The organism is Candidatus Nitrosopumilus salarius BD31, assembly GCF_000242875.2.
GTDB lineage: Archaea > Thermoproteota > Nitrososphaeria > Nitrososphaerales > Nitrosopumilaceae > Nitrosopumilus > Nitrosopumilus salarius.
This window is the reverse complement of sequence record NZ_AEXL02000062.1, coordinates 16,593-32,680: the sequence shown is the minus strand read 5'-3', so window position 1 is coordinate 32,680 and position 16,088 is coordinate 16,593. Positions and strand designations below refer to the sequence as shown.

The following is a 16,088-nucleotide window of genomic DNA, read 5'->3' as shown; positions in this document are numbered from 1 at the left end:
CAATATTTTTAGAATTAATCCAAGTTTCTTTGAGATCAACAGATTGGTGTGTATGCATGTACGGAGCACAGACATAACCGGGATAAGAAAATGTCATAGAGGACAATTAGAGATATTCATTTTTCAGACTATTTACGCCTATTATGATAATGACGATCACATACTAACAATCACCTACGAAGTTTTTTAATAGCAGTTAGCTTCGTTTTTCTTGTCCCAAGCTAGCTCAGCCTGGTAGAGCTCCCGGCTGTAGTTGTCGGCTTTAGATGGCTGACCGAAAAACAGCATATCAGGCATACAGAAACCGGGTTGTCGATGGTTCAACTCCGTCGCTTGGGACCACAAATTTTCACATGAACAAAAAAATAATTTTCTCAGAATTTGCCCCCTGAGAATTCTCTGAAAAAGTGATTGGCCACGCCTGAAAAATTCTGAAATCATACAGCTGGAAAAAAATTTTGGTTTACAATTTGTATCCTTTCAGTGTTTGTGTGGAAAATTACAAATTCCAATTGCAAAGATTCCAGTAAGTATTGCAAATTTTGTAATGCTTGGGGTTTATTCTTTGGATTCCAAACTGTTTTCAGTTAGAAATATGTAAAAGAGTTTTATTTGCAGGTAATTTCAAAAAAATAATGGGCCTGTTTTCACGTAAAAAAGAGATCATGGTGGGCAACATTTGCCCAAAATGCAACATGGAGTTTTCAGAACCGCAAAGAACATTGCGCCATATTGAAAAAGCCCACAAATCCAAAAAGAAATTTGAATGTAATTCCTGCGGGTAACAACTAGTCTAACCTCTTCTTAAAGCTAATTACTGTAGATAAAATGAACGAACAGATGTCATTCAATTCGGTTAAGTCTTTTGACATCTCTCCAACGTTTCTCATAATCACCCTTGCAGGAAATATGACATCTTTTTCCATCCATTTCTGTCAATCCTTCAGAGATGACCATCTCCTTGTTACAGATACTGCAAAGCAATAGTTGTTCATAATTTGTTATGAATTATGAATTTAAGTATTTCTTAAAATGCCTAATCCCTTTTTTCGTAGCTGAGTAGTTAATTCAGTCCTTCCAAACGGATATGCAAACTCACACCACTACGATACTATACAATGTCTTATCTGCCTAATAGAGTCTCTGAGGTATGATTTTGAACTCTTTATTTTTCTAGTCATTTTTGTAGAAAAATCAAACAAATGTAAAGAATTTAGAGAACACGCTATTGTATTAGTTTGACATAATTCTATTATGGTATATTCCAATGCAATGTATTTTGCATCACACTTTGACAAGGTGACTGACACCCTCCATTTTCAATGTAAGACACAAAAAAGCAAACTCGGATGAATTGTTGAAATTCCAGGGATTGAAAAATCGTGCTGTAAATGCTTAAGTTCATAATTCTTGTAGAAAATCCATGACCGATGACAGATATGAAATTATATCAATTGAATCAAAAGTACGAGAGGGAGTGTTTCACAAAGTTGTCAAAGATTTGAAAAGTGGAAAAGCTGTTTCTTGTTCTTGTAAATGTTGGAGTAAGGGGAAAAAGCCTTGCGCAGGCATGAGAACTGTGGGATTTGATAATTAATGACATTCAAGAAAGGGATTCACAAATGTGCAGAATGCGAGAAGAAAAAGAAGATGATCCGCAAGATATTGTGTTATGCAGTAAATGTAGTGCAACTGAGACTCGACTAGAAAAAACAATGTACAAAGAATGATAAACGATGGAAGTTTCCTTAGGATCGAAATCCAATACGCTTAAGTTCGTAGAATATACAGTAGGACATTGACATTTCATTATTCTGTAAAATCTGAAAAACAATCGATGAGGTGGTTGAAAATTTAACAACAAACTTGAAAGAGATTGGATTTGGAGTCCTTGGAATACTGGACTTTCAAAAAATATTCCAAAGCAAGGGATTGGTCTTTGACAGGCAGTACAAGCTTCTCGAGGTGTGTAATCCCATAGCTGCCAAGACCATACTTGACTCAAACCCCGAATTGGGGCTTATGCTGCCATGCACTATTGCAGTCTATAGTGATGAGGGTCATACTGTCATTAGTCTGGCAAAACCATCCTCAATTCTGTCAATAACATCAGATGACTCTTTCAAACAACTTGGTTTGGAGATAGAAACTAAACTGATTCAATCTATTGATAAAATAAAATAAGTCTTATTTTTCAAACTCTTTTTGAGAACAGACAAGCTTAAGTTCCCACAGAATTTAGAAAGACATGATTCCAAAAGGAGACATACCTGGCGTATGTGTAGATTGTGGAGAACACATCGCATATTCTAAAAAGTCCATGCAAACTCATGCAGATTTATTGAAAAAACATAGATGTCCAAAATGCGGGAATTTTGCATTAAAGACATTGAGTACAGATTTGTAAGTAGAGAGTCTAAAATCCTTTTGAAAATTACTAGGAATAAAAAGGCTTGAAGCTTTGATTAACATTTAGTGTTGGGACTGGAAATGAGATATTTTGTAAAGGATACACAATACCAATACCCAAATTTTGTGATTTTAAAAATAATAAAAAGATAGACTGATTTAAGAAAACAAATTTGAACTCTTAAATAAAAAATTTATTGCCTATGCTGATTTTTTGACTTTTTGTGCTGCAGGTCCTTTTTGACCTTCGCCTACTTCAAACTCGACTTTATCGCCTTCATTGATGAATCCGTCAACATCTGATTTGTGAACAAATAGATCTTCACCAGATTCTCTTTCGATAAAACCAAAGCCCTTAGTACGGTTAAACCACTTTACGGTGCCTTGTTCCATTTGATTCTAAAACATCTAATTCGCTATATTAACTAAGTCATTTATTCAAAATTAAATAATTATTAAAAAGATCTAGAAATCTTTAGCAATATGGCCATTATCTTTTAGCCATTCTACTTGAGGAAGAGTAAATCTCCAAACAATATCTCCCCGTTCAGATTCATTAAAATCCCATGGGGCAATAATGACAATATCATTATCCCTAATCCAAACTCTTCTTTTCAGCTTTCCTCGGATTCTTCCACGTCGAGTAATACCATCAGCACATTTTATCATGACATTTTCACCACCAAGCATTTTCAATACACGTCCAAAAAGTTCACCCTCTTCAGGTAGGCGAATTTCTTTAAGGGCACTTTCATTCTTAACTTGACGTTTTCCCATGACACTCTTATTGGTTATGAGCATATAACTGGTAGGGTTTTTCATATGGAAAAGATAAACAAGATACTAAGCCGAAAGGGATTTTATTAATAACAGTAAAAAAAATCTGTGGAGTTTAGATGCATAGATGATTGTGCTCAGTGTTGTATTGAAAGGGAATATTATCCTAGTAAAAAATTTGGCAAGATAGGAGTTCTGATACTTCCAGAAGAGAAAGAAAGAATTGAGAAATTAGCAAAAATAAAAGGAATTGAAATTAAAATTTTACCAAGAATAGGTATTTCTGAAGATGTGAATATACCCCCAACAAAAATTTTAGCATACCAATTAATGGGTTCTGAAAAAAATGGTAACACATGTCCTTTCCTAGATGCAGAGAGTGGAGAAAAATCACCACATGGTGGATTCCCATGTAAAATTTACAAGGAGAGACCACTAGCATGTATGGCTTATCCAGTTATTGAATCAGAGCCAATCACACTAGATACAAAATGCAAATATTGTAAAGAATACGGGAATGCTGATCAAAACATCCAGTCAGAAATAGAATCACTTCTAAAGATTAAAGAAAAAATGATTACAGTGGCACCAGTAGTTTGGAGATTCGCTACAGGCATAGGAGAAGAGGAAGACCAAGATATTCTTGAATCAGGGTGGATTTTAGAAGATAACAAGTTCCAGTAAGACATTAAAGTATAATTTCAAGCAAAAATTCAAAAGGCATTATAACTTTGAAACAGTATGAGCGATGACGCATGGTCAAACCTAGATAAAGTTGATCAAAAAATTATCGAGATTCTAAACAACAATGCCAGAACACCATCAAAGGAAATTGCATCAGAATTAAAAAAATCAGGACATGATGTTTCAGATAGAACAATTAGAAAAAGGATAGAACGTTTAGAGAAAAGCGGAATCATCAAAGGATACAAAGCAGTTCTAACTGATGTTTCAGGGATTAACGAGTATCATGCAATATTGATGAAGCTCAAACCCTCAAAATCTCTTGGCGCGGTGAAAGACTCTATAAAGGAATTCATTACAAAATTAGATAATTATCTCCTAGTAGCAAATATGGAAGGTGAATGGAATATGCTGATAATTATTCAAATAAATTCTGAAATAAACACATCACAAAAAATAGTAGAAAAATTTTCAGACGAGTTGATAGATTACAGAATAAATGAAATAGATATCAAAGATGTAAACATACTGAACATGTCATTACTTTTATTGTAATAAAGAATATTCAGATTCTGCAACAGAGATTGCTTTTTTTAACTTCATCCAAAGTAAAAGGTTTTTTGAATAAAGGCAGATACACCAGTACTAATAGTTTTGTTAGCACGTGAAGTTGTTTTTTCATCAGCAGTGATAACTACAATTTGTAAGTTTATTTTTTCCTTGAGTAATTTTGTTGCAACAACATCACCATCAAGATCAGGCAGTCCCATATCAAGAAGTACTACAGGTTCTTTATTTTCAGAAAATAATTTTTTACACCCATTAACGCCATCTTTTCCATTTTCAAAAATATAAATTTCTGAATATCCTAGCTTTTCCACATAATTTTGGAGTTTCATTGCAATTGCCTTGCTATCGTCAATTATTACAACAGGTCTTGTTACGGAAATAGATGGTGAAAAAATGTTTTTTGCTTTCTGATATGCAGTTTTAGCTTTATTGAATTCACCTAAATTTAGAAAGCATTTTGATGCACAAAGTAATGCACCTTTAACGTTTTTTGAATTTTTCATGTTAGAATATTTCAGAAAAAGATCACCAGCTTCACGAATTTCATTTTCGGAATCTTTTCCTTGTCTAGATTTACATTCGCCAGCTAACATATACAATAAAGCAGATTTGAGGATTTCAGATTTCTTTAGAGATTCAGCCTGATTCAAAAACAAATTATGGGCAGTGAGGAATTGCTTATTTTTAAGATGAGTAAGTGCAATTTCACAATTTATTTTTATGTCCAATAACAACAGTAATTTTTTTTATGTTATAAAATTTTGTAACAACGCAGAGATTACGGATTAATTACTGCACGGCCAATTATTTTTCGTGCCTTTAGATCCTCTAATGCAGTATTTGCCTCATCGAGAGTATATCGTTTTGAGATCACGGGGTTGATAATTCCTTTTCTTGCAAGTTCAAGTAATTCAACCATATCAGTATAATTTCCAGTGTATGCTCCCTGAATAACAATTGATTTTAATGGAATTGTCACCAAGGACATTTCAAGAGATCCTCCAAATAATCCAACAAGCACTATATTTCCTCTTTTTCGGATTACTCCTAATGCAGTTCTAACAGTTGGAGGAGCATTAACAAAGTCAATGACACTGTCAACTCCTTTACCATTACTAATGGAAATTATTTTTTCTACAGGGCCGCCAGTTCCACTAGACAAAGAACCAACTAAACTAGTATTTACAACAAAGTCAGCTCCCATCTTTTTTGCAGTATCAAATTTTTTGTCATCATTATCAACACAGATAATTTTGGCTTTAGTGATTGCTTTAGCAATTTGGATTGCCATTAATCCTAGACCTCCTGCTCCAATTATCATTAAAAATTCTGGTGAATTTACATTTGCCTTTTTTACAGCATTGTATGCAGTAAGTCCAGAGCAAGCAAGAGAAGTAGCAGCATCAGGATCAACACCGTCCAGTTTTGCCAGATATTTTGAATTAGGAATTAAAGCATAATCAGAATAGCCACCGTCCTGAAAAACGCCCATCGATTTTGGGGTATCACATAGATTTTCATTTTGTACTTTACATGCAGGGCATTCACCGCAACCAATCCAGGGGAAAACTAAAACCTCATCTCCTTTTGAAATTCCAGAAACATCATCACCAAAATCTTCAACCACGCCCACAATCTCATGGCCTGGAGTTACAGGATATTTTACTCCTCTATCAGTCACTTTCATGAATTGACCATCACCAAGATCATAGCCACCTTCCCAAAGGTGTAAATCACTATGACAAACGCCCACAGATTTTACTTTAACCAAAACCTGAGTTCCTTGAGGTTTAGGAGTCTCAAATTCGGAGACCACAAGAGGCTCATTCGGACCTGTGATTCTAGCAGATTTCATAGTTCAATTTTTCGTATTGACAATATAAGAGTTGACTGGAAATGAGAAAAAAATAGAGCCCTTAGATATTATTGAATAGTCAGGAAGTAAAAATGTGAATGAAGTACCAAATCCTACCAGCATCTCTCAAGAACCAATCAACATTCTATTTAGCCCGTTATCTAATGCAAAAAAAGATGTTTGGGACATTGATCTAATTCAAATTTTAAATTTATTAATAAAAATTCTCGAAAAATCAGATAGAAAAGATCTCAAAGTGGCAGGAATGGCAGCATTGTCATCATCATTGATTTACAGAATGAAAGTTGAAAGTATTTTTGCATTACAAAAAGCAGCAATGGAGAAAAAACCAATGCATCAAAGAACAGATGTAGATATAGAATTAATAGATATCCCATACAGACATGAATCAACATACCCAGTATCATTAGATGATTTGTTAGGATTACTTCAAAACCTTATTGGAACAATTGCAAACCCTCAATCAAGAAGAAACAGGCAAGTCGAGATCGAGCCAATTGAAGCACCAGATTTCCAAGATTATTTCATATCACTTGAAAGTATTATTGGGAAATACGAGGATTTGATAATGAAGAAAATTTCACTGACAGGATTTGGGTTACTTCAAGAAATCATTGCAGAGTTAGATCAAGTGGATTCTATCAGATGTTTCTTTGCGGCATTGTTTTTAGCAAGAGATCAAAAAGTGGACTTGGAGCAAGTGGAAGATGACATCAAAATCACCATAGTAAAAGAAGAGTTAACAAACTGATCAAAAATGAAGGAAGGATTTCTTTAACTAGAATTTAATGGAGTTAGAAATAGTTGGCAAAAATAGACAATAGTGATGAGGCAACAGCACGAATAGAAGCTGCATTATATTCAGCAGGAAGACCTCTTAAAATTGAAGATATTATCAGAGCCTCAGGCACAGAATCAAGAACAAAAACTCTTGAATTATTAGAAAATATTATGAAAAAAACAAAGTCAGCATTCAAAGCACTTGAAATTGTCATTCTTCCAGATGGCTCGTATGTAATGCAATTAAAACCAGAGTATAGTTCTACAGTTAAAAGATATGCTTCAAAACCAGTTCTCCCAAATGCCACACTTAAGACGTTATCATATATTGCATACATGCAACCAATATCGTCAAAACAACTTGTTGAAACAAGAGGATCTGGAGTATATTCACATCTAAAAGAATTACGACAATTAGATTACATTAGTCACCAAAATGTAGGTAGATTAAAAATTTACATGACAACAGAAAAATTCCAAAAGTATTTTGGAATTCAAGGAGACGTCGAAGATCTCAAACAAAGATTATTCTCCAAAGTGAGAAAAACTGCAAGTAGACAAACAAGTATTAATCAAGAAATAGTCACAGAATTAAACTGAGTCTATTTCTCAAGTCATGGCTAGTTTTTTGCGTTTTGTATAAATTAGAGTAATTCAGACAGGAATTCGTGAGAAAATCCGTAGAGAATTTAGCAACTAGTAAGATAACGGGTGGAAGGAGAACACCACTTAGAATTAGAAGAAAATATGAAATTGACAGATATCCAAACGAACCTGTTAACGGAGCTCAAGTGACAGTAACCAGACGTGTTCGTGGAAATAATAAGAAAACAGCTTTGAAGTCAATTGATTTTGTAAATCTAGCAACAGGTGAAGCTAAAGTGAAGAAATCAAAAATTATCAAAGTATTAGAAAATGCAACAAACAATGATTACAAAAGACGAGGCATCATTACAAAAGGTGCAATCTTAGAAACACAAGAAGGTAAATGCAGAGTTGTTTCAAAGCCAGGACAAAACGGAATAGTTAACGCAATTTTACTAAAGGAATAAAATGAAAGATTACGAGCATGTCGTAATCTGGTTGGATTATTTCAACAAGAATTTAAAAAAATCAAAAGGTAGAAGATTAGGATTAGAAAAATGTGTATATGATCCTTCATTAAAAGAATTAATGGATGCTACAACATCTGGAGGATTTGAAATTACAGAATCTGATGACAAGGTGAGATATCCAAAAAGACCATTTGTCAGGTCGGGATATGTGGTTGTACCAAAAGGATCCTCCAAGACAAAAATTCTTAACAAAATTTCAGAAAAATTAGTTGCTAAAAGATCAAAGCAATCAAAATAAAATGAAATCTAGCTCTTAGCTAAAGTAAAGTTGACAGAAGTCTATGATAAGAGTATCATGATTAAGAACTCTAATTGCAGGAGGTAGGCGAAATAATGCACCTAGCCGCTAGTGGCAGGGTAATCATTCAACTATCAAAAGAATTAGTTGAAGGACAAATACTCTGTGACGAAAAGGGAACTAGAGTTGCAAAAGTAATGGAAATGATAGGTCCAGTAAAAAGACCATTCGCATCAGCAATGCCAATTACAAACAACATCAAAAAATACATTGGCAAAAGTGTTTTCGCATCAGAAGAATCTCCCGTAAACAAACCAAGAAAATTTAGGAGAAAACAAAAATGAACATACTAGAAAAACAAAGCTGTCCTGAATGTCGATCCTCACTAGTAGACGACATGCAGAATGGTGAAATAATCTGTTCTGGTTGCGGCGTAGTAGTCGATGATCAGATTTCAGATTTTGGTCCAGAAACAATAAGCTCAAGTTTTGAAGACAAGATGAAGCTTGCAAGAGCAACAGGACAAACAACCTATTCTCAACATGATTTGGGAATAACAACTGAGATTTCAATCAGCACAAAAGACTTCAGTGGGAAAACAATTAACCACGACGTTGCAAATCAAATGCACAATCTCAGAAAATGGCAACAAAGAGTAAGAGTTTCCTCACCAAGAGAAAGAAGACTTGCAAATGTTTTAACAAAAATGGGTGAAACATGTGACGGTCTAAATCTTTCAAAGAATGTGTTAGAGACTGCCTCTATGATATACAGAAACTTAGATGGCCATATTGATGTAAAAGGAAAATCTGTAGCTAGTATCACTGCAGCTACAATTTACATGGCATGTAAGCAATGTGAAGTAGTAAGATCTCTTGAAGAAATCATTCGAGGAATTTGTCCACCTAAAGACGTCAAATCAAAAACAAAACTTGCAGCAAGATACTATAGAACCATGGTAATGGAAATGGGACAATTAACTGCCCCAGTTGTAACCATGGACAAATACATCTCAAAGATAGCAAACATGACACAAACAGAGGTAAGAGTTGAAAGATTAGCCTTGGAAATTGCAGAAAAAACTAAAGGCAGTAGCATTGCAGATGGAAAAGCTCCAAATGGAATTGCAGCAGCATATCTGTATGTGGCATCTGTCCTACTTGGACAAAACGTACTACAAAGAGACGTTTCAAGTATTGCAGGAGTTACAGAAGTTACTATCAGAAACAGATGTAAAGAAATTCTAACATTCTATAAACTCAAAATCACTTTGAGACCATCTCTGGCCAAATATTAACACCCCCCCTCTTTTCATTTTATTATTGATTCTACGTTAGGATTAGCTAAATTTCGTCGGTATTATATAGAGAAACAAAGCAATTTGAAACATGGCAGTATTAGAAATCAAAGATCTTCACGTAACAAGAGAGGGTAAAGAGATTCTAAAAGGCGTTAATTTGAAAACAGGTCCAGGAGAAGTACATGCCATCATGGGTCCAAACGGTTCAGGAAAGAGTACATTAGCTTACACATTACTTGCACATCCAAAATACGAAGTCACACAAGGGGACATATTATTGGATGGTGAAAGTATCTTAGATTTGACCGCAGATGAAAGAGCAAAGAAAGGGTTATTCTTAGGATTCCAATATCCAACTGAAGTCTCGGGTGTAGGGTTCTCTCATTTTCTAAGAACAGCATACAACTCCTTAAGCAAAGCACTTGAGGGAGACGACAGAGAAGTTTTCATTACAGTAAGAGAATTTCAAAAATATCTAAAAGAAAATCTAGAAAAAGTAGGATTGAAAGAAGAGTTTCTTTCAAGATATCTCAATGAGGGATTCTCAGGAGGAGAGAAAAAGCGTGCAGAAGTTTTACAAATGGCTGTTTTAAAACCAAAGATTTCAATTTTGGATGAGCCAGATTCAGGATTAGATATAGATGCAGTTCAATCAGTGGCTAAAGCAATTAGCAAGGTATCAAGCAAAGATGCAACAGTTATTGTAATTACTCACTATGCAAGAATTTTAAAATTTTTAGACAAGTTAGATTACGTACATGTCTTTGCCAGAGGACAGGTGTTAAAAACAGGGGATGCATCACTTGCAGATAAACTAGAAGCTGAAGGTTATGATTGGGTATTAGAGCAAACAGCCTAATCAAATTTAACCTGAATAATTTTCTAAAAAAATATTGATTTACAAAGTCAGAGTTGAATTCTCTAAAGAATTTTTAGAAATCAAAGAAAATCAAATCAACATAGGTATAAAATCAAAGCCACTCAAAGGAGAAGCAAATAAAGAAATCATCAAGAAAATTGCAAAACATTTCGGAGTATCAACAGCATTAGTTCAAATAAAATCAGGTCATAAATCACGAGAGAAGATTATTGAGATTCTAAAATAGAAAATCAAGTTTTTTGTTTAAATAGGGTTGCAAAATTGAAGAGAATGTGTCAGAAGACAATAATCAATATTATTTTAATTTCTCATTTTTCAAAGTCGATCCTAAATGGAGATGGATGGCAGATCTTGCAAAAGAAGAATCGGCAAAAGAAGTTGAAAATGTAATTAATAACTCAGGAATAATGTTCAGATCATATTCAAATTTAGGATTAAGAGATGATGCAGATTTTTTGTTTTGGTTTGCAGCAAAATCAGTAGAAGAAATTCAAGTAGTAATTGAAAAATTATACAAAACAGTATTTGGAAAATACATCATTCCATCTAGAACATATTTGTCATGTACACGACCATCAATTTACGTGCAAGAACAAAAAGCCCATGGATTTGTTACAGGAAATGAACCAAAAAAACATGTCATTGTATATCCATTTACAAAGACAAGAGAATGGTATCTTCTACCAAAAGAGAAACGCCAAGAAATAATGGATGAGCACATCGAAGTAAGTAAAAAATATCCACAAGTTCTACTCAATACAACATACTCGTTTGGAATACATGATGAGGATTTCATGTTAGCATTTGAAGTAGACAACATTAGAGATTTCCAAGACCTCATTATGGATTTGAGAGAAACTCAAGTGTCATCATATGTCAAAAATGACATTCCAATGATTGTATGTGTGAAAAAAGATATTGTGCCGCTGATTTCCAGCTTAGGTTAAATCAATAGAACGAGATGGAGTAAATTTCACCTTAAAATCCAATATCACAGGTGCAAATCTTGGATAAACATAAATGGTTAATTTTTAACTCAAAAAATAGTTTTGAAATATACAAAACAAAGAGAGATTGAAAATTGAATTACAACAAACTAGGAAAAACAGACATCAAAGTATCAGAGTTAGGATTTGGCGCATGGTCTATTGCACTCGATTGGTGGGGCAAAAAAATTGAAGAGGATGAGGCTAAAAGAATGCTCAAAAAAGCATATGATTTAGGAATTAACTTTTTTGAAACAGGAGACATGTATGGAAAAGGAAAAAGTGAAAAACTAATTGGCGAAGTTTTCAAAGATATGCGAGACGAAATTGTTATTTCCACAAAGTATGGGTATGACTTTTCAGAAGTTGAGCAAATAGGACACAGCGAACTTCCACAGAAATTTGATGAGGTTTTTACAAGAAAAGCATTAAGAGACAGCTTAGAAAGGTTACAAACAGATCATCTTGATATGTATGGACTACACAATCCAAAATTAAGACACATCAGAGACGACTCTATTTTCAATGTACTTGACAGTTTTATTGCAGATGAATCAATCAAAACATACCAAGTTGCATTAGGTCCTGCAATTGGATGGACACAAGAAGGTCTTGAAGCAATGGACAGACCAAATGTAAGTGCTGTTCAAACAGTATATAACATCATAGAACAAACCCCGGGAAACGAGTTAATGAGAAAAGCTGTAGAAAAAAATGTGGGCATATTAGTTAGAGTTCCAGAAGCATCTGGAATTTTAACTGGAAAAGTCAATGCAGATACCAAAATAGATGAAAAAGATCATAGATCAGTAAGAAAAGGAGAATGGATTAAAGCATCATTGGAAAAAGTTGAACAACTCAGACCAATTGCGGAGAGAAACGGATTAACAATTACAGAATTGGCAATGAAGTTTATCATGTCAAAGAAAGGATTTGCATCAGTATTTCCAACAGTAGTTAGTGAAGAAGAGATAGTCAATTACGTCGAGATGACAAAGGGGGAATACATTCCATCATCAGATATGAAAGAAATTGAAGAGATGTACAATACATGGCCTTCCTACGAATTAAAGGCAACCCCACAAGCAAATTAATTTGCAAATGGACAATCCAATAGATTTTGAAAAAACATTAGAAGTCATAGAAGGAATGAAGATTGCCAAAATAGGCAATTATAAAAAATGGGAGACAATAATCAAAAAAATCAAAAAAGAGCAGCCATTGAATATTGGCGAATTGGAATATTATACAAATCTGACTAGAATTTACAAGGATTCAAGCATAACCAACAGAAGTAAAGTATACCACACCAAACTATCAAATCACGATGAAAAACCTCCATGTAATATGTGCGGAGAAGATTCCCTATACTATTGCAACATGAATGACCAGTATTTTTGTACAGTTCACGTAGTAGGGCATGATGAAAACGAATTCTAAGAAGGAATCGTCTCTTCTAAACTGAACGAGTTTTCTACAAAATATTCCACACGTGTTTTTTTAAACTCACGAGAACTGAAGAGGATCTTATAATCGTCAACATGTATCTGATTCTGAATAGTTTTTGCCATCTCATTTGCCTCATCATGAGTTTTACAATGAATCATTGAAAATACATTGTATGGCCAGTCATCATATGTTGGTCTTTCATAACAATGACTTACTTGTGGAAATGAACCTAGTGTTTCGCCAACTTTGGAAATTCTGTCCTCAGGTACTTTCCAAACAATCATACCATTAGCAGTGAAACCAACTTGTCTATGTCTTAAGATTGCAGCAAATCTTCTCATTACTCCAATATCCTCATAGTACCTCATTTTTTCAAACAACTCATTTTCAGAAATGCCGAGATTGTTTGCAGCCTTTACAAATGGCTCATCAATTATATCCATATCTTTTTGCAATTCACGAATAAACTCTTTGTCGTCTTCAGTAGCAACAAATTTTATATTTTTAATTTCTTTTTTTGCTTCAGTTGGGGCAACATCATGTTTCTTATCATCAACCATGTCTAGTTTCACACCAATCTTGAAGAGTTGTAGAGTAGGAAGCATTCTTACTTTTTTGATTCCCTTAAGAACATTGAATTTGTCAAGCTCTTCTTTTAAATCAGAACCAGGTGGAACCGCCAAAGTAAACCAAAGATTAAACTGATGATCTCGTTCATAATTATGACTAACACCAGGATGACGATTAATCTGGTTTGCAACATTTTCTAATTGATCAGATTCAATCTCCATTGCAACAAGAGAGCTAGTATAACCAAGTTTGCGAGTATCAAAAATAGCGCTAAGCTGTCTTAAGACTCCAATTTCTTTGAGTTTACTCAATCTATTTTTGATATCTTCTGGTGTTGTATCAAATTTTTTAGCAATAGCATCAAAAGGTCGAGTTACAAGAGGAAAGGTCCATTGAATTTCATTTAAGAGTTCTTTATCAGACTCATCCATAGAAGTCACTAAGACAGTTCTTGTTCATTCAATTAAAAACGTAGCTAGTAATTTTCACCGTGATTTTTAATACATAAATAGAAACGCTAGCCCATTTGATCGATGATAGTGGATCTTAACATTCACGGCAAAATAGTTGTTGTTATAGGAGGCGGAAATGAGGCTCAAAAAAGAATCAATTCATTGTTAAAACAAGATTGCAGAATTATTGTAATCAGTGATTCATTCAATGCTAAAATTAACAAACTAGCAAAAACAAAAAAAATCAAGATAGAAAAACAGAAAATCGAAGACCTGAAATTTATTTCAAAATTCAAACCAAATATCATTATCACAACTACAAACGACAAAAAGATCAATCAAAAGATAATCAATGCTTCAAAAAGAAAAAAGATTATTGTTTACAGCTCAGATAACCCAGAGGATAGCGACTTTTCAAATCCTGCGATAATTGATTTTGACAATACCATTCAGATTGCAATTTTCACAGGAGGTCAAAGTCCAGCCATGTCCAAGAAAATTAAAACAAAATCAGAAAAAATATTCAAGAGATTAATCACAGACAAAGATATTGCTCAAATCAAGATTCAAAAGATCGCAAGAAAGAGGGCAAAGGAAACTATTCCAACTCAAACTCAGAGAAAGGAGTATCTGCATAGTATCATGACTGATAATGAGATTGATCAGTTAATAAAAGACGGTCAGATGAAAAAAGCTGAAAAGCGAGCAATTACAATATTGAGGAATTGGAAATGAATCAAAACATCATCAATGCACGTGTTACTTTTCGTAATTCACCAATCCATATTCTCGAACAATTCACAATAAAAGATATAGAAAATGCATATGAACAATTCAAAAAGCATTCAGGATTGGATGAATGTGTAATTATTCAGACATGTAACAGAATAGAATTATTTGGAAAATCAAAAATAAATGATTTGGACAAGATTAAAAAAACATGGGCATCAATAACTGGACTTGAAGAGGAGCTGTTTGATGAAAACTTGGAATATGTAGAAAATCAAGAGGCATTTCACCATTTATTGAAATTAACATCAGGATTGGATTCAATGGTGCTTGGAGAAGAACAAATTCTAGGACAGATAAAAAACTCGATAACATCAGCTAGGGAAACAAAAGCATCAGGTCAACACCTAAACACATTATTTGACAAGGCAATTAGAATTGGGACTAGAATTAGAAATTCCAGTGGGATTGGCGCAGGTGGAATTTCAGTGGGTTCAATGGCAGTAAAGCTTGCAGAAGAAAACATTGATGAATTAAAAACGAAGAGAATTTTACTTATCGGTACAGGCGAAGTATCAACTCTTGTTGCCAAATCATTACAAAGACGCGGATACGCTTTTGATGTTACAAGTAGGACAATTGGGAGATCGGAAGCATTTTGTGAAACAATGGGAGGAAACCCAATTAAATTCGAACAAGTTCTTTCAGGATTTCATAATTATGATGTAATGTTTGTAGCAACTACAGCACCATATTTTCTTGTGACAAATGAGAGAATAACACAAGCAATTAAAGACAAGAAAAAAGGCATGATGATTCTAGATTTGTCAAATCCAAGAACAGTGGATGAGAAAGTTGCAACGATTGGAGGAGTGAAATTAATGAATTTGGATCAAATTGCAGAGATGGTTGAAAAAAACATGAATGCTAGATTAAACAAGGTAAAAACAGTTGAAAATATAATTAATGAGGAAGTATGTGTACTAGAAGCCTCAATGAAAAGATTAGAAGCAGAGCCACTTGTAAAAGACGTATTCAAGAACATAGAGAGTTTAAGAGAAAAAGAGTTGCAAAAAGCACTTCAGATGCTAGATGAAAAAGATGAGAAAAAGATCAAAATAATTGAAGAATTGACTAAAGCTGTTGTTGAAAGTATTGTTTCAACTCCAATGAACAACATAAGAAAAGCGTCAGAGGATGGCAATCTAGACATAATAGAACTTGCAAGTAAGTTGTTTGACTATAAAAAACACAATAATGTAGACTAGGATTA

The 16,088-nt window shown here is 33.9% G+C and carries 24 protein-coding genes and 1 tRNA gene; 20 read left to right on the top strand and 5 right to left on the bottom strand.

The features are described 5' to 3' along the window. Nucleotides 1–215: 215 nt before the first annotated feature. The 5 genes from BD31_RS02875 (at nt 216) to BD31_RS10005 (ending at nt 2,407) form a co-directional block, all read left to right on the top strand. Nucleotides 216–342 (top strand) — tRNA-Tyr (locus BD31_RS02875). A 1,081-nt stretch (nt 343–1,423) separates the two neighbouring features. After that, nucleotides 1,424–1,597: a hypothetical protein gene (locus tag BD31_RS10245; protein WP_008298246.1), complete on the top strand. Its 174-nt coding sequence runs from the start codon at nt 1,424–1,426 to the stop codon at nt 1,595–1,597. Next, nucleotides 1,587–1,730, top strand: coding sequence for a hypothetical protein (locus BD31_RS10010; RefSeq protein WP_008298250.1), 144 nt, complete (start codon nt 1,587–1,589; stop codon nt 1,728–1,730). The genes BD31_RS10245 and BD31_RS10010 overlap by 11 nt, the downstream gene beginning before the upstream one ends. 112 nt (nt 1,731–1,842) lie before the next feature. Next, nucleotides 1,843–2,184, top strand: coding sequence for a DUF302 domain-containing protein (locus BD31_RS02870; protein ID WP_008298194.1), 342 nt, complete (start codon nt 1,843–1,845; stop codon nt 2,182–2,184). Between the two features lie 64 nt (nt 2,185–2,248). Beyond that, nucleotides 2,249–2,407 (top strand): zinc ribbon domain-containing protein, encoded by a 159-nt coding sequence (locus BD31_RS10005; RefSeq protein ID WP_008298216.1) that lies wholly within the window; start codon nt 2,249–2,251, stop codon nt 2,405–2,407. Nucleotides 2,408–2,610: 203 nt separating this feature from the next. Here BD31_RS10005 and BD31_RS02865 read toward each other — a convergent pair whose 3' ends face one another. Together BD31_RS02865 and eif1A are read right to left on the bottom strand one after the other, a co-directional pair. Beyond that, complete coding sequence (locus BD31_RS02865; protein WP_008298233.1) at nt 2,611–2,802, bottom strand: cold-shock protein; 192 nt, start codon at nt 2,800–2,802, stop codon at nt 2,611–2,613. Nucleotides 2,803–2,874: 72 nt separating this feature from the next. Continuing rightward, complete coding sequence (eif1A, locus tag BD31_RS02860) at nt 2,875–3,186, bottom strand: translation initiation factor eIF-1A (RefSeq protein WP_008298241.1); 312 nt, start codon at nt 3,184–3,186, stop codon at nt 2,875–2,877. 108 nt (nt 3,187–3,294) lie between these two features. Between eif1A and BD31_RS02855 the strand changes: the two genes are divergently transcribed. Together BD31_RS02855 and BD31_RS02850 are read left to right on the top strand one after the other, a co-directional pair. Beyond that, nucleotides 3,295–3,870 carry a YkgJ family cysteine cluster protein gene (locus BD31_RS02855; RefSeq protein ID WP_008298248.1) on the top strand — a complete coding sequence of 192 codons (576 nt, stop codon included), beginning with the start codon at nt 3,295–3,297 and terminating at the stop codon, nt 3,868–3,870. A 57-nt stretch (nt 3,871–3,927) separates the two neighbouring features. Beyond that, entirely contained in the window at nt 3,928–4,425 is a 498-nt protein-coding gene (locus tag BD31_RS02850) for an Lrp/AsnC family transcriptional regulator (protein ID WP_008298237.1), read from the top strand. Between the two features lie 44 nt (nt 4,426–4,469). Here the strand turns inward: BD31_RS02850 and BD31_RS02845 are convergent, their stop codons facing one another. Then, nucleotides 4,470–5,168 (bottom strand): response regulator, encoded by a 699-nt coding sequence (locus BD31_RS02845; RefSeq protein WP_238536047.1) that lies wholly within the window; start codon nt 5,166–5,168, stop codon nt 4,470–4,472. Between the two features lie 50 nt (nt 5,169–5,218). Continuing rightward, nucleotides 5,219–6,295: an alcohol dehydrogenase gene (locus BD31_RS02840; protein WP_008298227.1), complete on the bottom strand. Its 1,077-nt coding sequence runs from the start codon at nt 6,293–6,295 to the stop codon at nt 5,219–5,221. A gap of 94 nt (nt 6,296–6,389) precedes the next feature. On the opposite strand from BD31_RS02840, the gene BD31_RS02835 reads away from it, so the two are divergent. The 11 genes from BD31_RS02835 to BD31_RS02785 all read left to right on the top strand — a co-directional run bounded on the left by BD31_RS02835 (nt 6,390) and on the right by BD31_RS02785 (nt 13,055). Next, entirely contained in the window at nt 6,390–7,067 is a 678-nt protein-coding gene (locus BD31_RS02835) for a chromosome segregation protein ScpA (RefSeq protein WP_008298255.1), read from the top strand. Nucleotides 7,068–7,120: 53 nt separating this feature from the next. Beyond that, entirely contained in the window at nt 7,121–7,696 is a 576-nt protein-coding gene (gene scpB, locus BD31_RS02830; RefSeq protein WP_008298244.1) for an SMC-Scp complex subunit ScpB, read from the top strand. A gap of 68 nt (nt 7,697–7,764) precedes the next feature. Next, nucleotides 7,765–8,148 carry a 30S ribosomal protein S8e gene (locus BD31_RS02825; RefSeq protein WP_008298242.1) on the top strand — a complete coding sequence of 128 codons (384 nt, stop codon included), beginning with the start codon at nt 7,765–7,767 and terminating at the stop codon, nt 8,146–8,148. A 1-nt stretch (nt 8,149) separates the two neighbouring features. After that, entirely contained in the window at nt 8,150–8,449 is a 300-nt protein-coding gene (locus BD31_RS02820) for a signal recognition particle subunit SRP19/SEC65 family protein (protein WP_008298252.1), read from the top strand. A 74-nt stretch (nt 8,450–8,523) separates the two neighbouring features. After that, nucleotides 8,524–8,793, top strand: coding sequence for an H/ACA ribonucleoprotein complex subunit GAR1 (locus BD31_RS02815; RefSeq protein ID WP_081583203.1), 270 nt, complete (start codon nt 8,524–8,526; stop codon nt 8,791–8,793). Further along, nucleotides 8,790–9,746 (top strand): transcription initiation factor IIB, encoded by a 957-nt coding sequence (locus tag BD31_RS02810; protein WP_008298231.1) that lies wholly within the window; start codon nt 8,790–8,792, stop codon nt 9,744–9,746. Before BD31_RS02815 ends, BD31_RS02810 begins: the two co-directional genes overlap by 4 nt. A gap of 91 nt (nt 9,747–9,837) precedes the next feature. Beyond that, on the top strand, nt 9,838–10,608 hold the full coding sequence (gene sufC, locus BD31_RS02805; protein ID WP_008298179.1) for a Fe-S cluster assembly ATPase SufC: 771 nt from the start codon (nt 9,838–9,840) through the stop codon (nt 10,606–10,608). A gap of 34 nt (nt 10,609–10,642) precedes the next feature. Further along, complete coding sequence (locus BD31_RS02800) at nt 10,643–10,855, top strand: DUF167 domain-containing protein (protein WP_008298238.1); 213 nt, start codon at nt 10,643–10,645, stop codon at nt 10,853–10,855. 46 nt (nt 10,856–10,901) lie between these two features. Continuing rightward, entirely contained in the window at nt 10,902–11,576 is a 675-nt protein-coding gene (locus BD31_RS02795; protein WP_008298253.1) for a chlorite dismutase family protein, read from the top strand. 134 nt (nt 11,577–11,710) lie between these two features. Beyond that, a complete protein-coding gene (locus BD31_RS02790) occupies nt 11,711–12,709 on the top strand; it encodes an aldo/keto reductase (RefSeq protein WP_008298182.1) in 999 nt (332 codons plus the stop codon). 7 nt (nt 12,710–12,716) lie between these two features. Beyond that, a complete protein-coding gene (locus tag BD31_RS02785) occupies nt 12,717–13,055 on the top strand; it encodes a hypothetical protein (RefSeq protein ID WP_008298180.1) in 339 nt (112 codons plus the stop codon). Here the strand turns inward: BD31_RS02785 and ahbA are convergent. Further along, nucleotides 13,052–14,065, bottom strand: coding sequence for a siroheme decarboxylase subunit alpha (gene ahbA, locus BD31_RS02780; RefSeq protein ID WP_008298220.1), 1,014 nt, complete (start codon nt 14,063–14,065; stop codon nt 13,052–13,054). The genes BD31_RS02785 and ahbA overlap by 4 nt on opposite strands. Before the next feature lie 102 nt (nt 14,066–14,167). Here ahbA and BD31_RS02775 point away from each other — a divergent pair, with 102 nt between their 5' ends. Both BD31_RS02775 and hemA read left to right on the top strand, forming a co-directional pair. After that, a complete protein-coding gene (locus BD31_RS02775) occupies nt 14,168–14,821 on the top strand; it encodes a precorrin-2 dehydrogenase/sirohydrochlorin ferrochelatase family protein (protein WP_008298192.1) in 654 nt (217 codons plus the stop codon). Further along, nucleotides 14,818–16,083, top strand: coding sequence for a glutamyl-tRNA reductase (gene hemA / locus BD31_RS02770; RefSeq protein WP_008298236.1), 1,266 nt, complete (start codon nt 14,818–14,820; stop codon nt 16,081–16,083). The genes BD31_RS02775 and hemA overlap by 4 nt, the downstream gene beginning before the upstream one ends. Nucleotides 16,084–16,088: the final 5 nt, after the last annotated feature.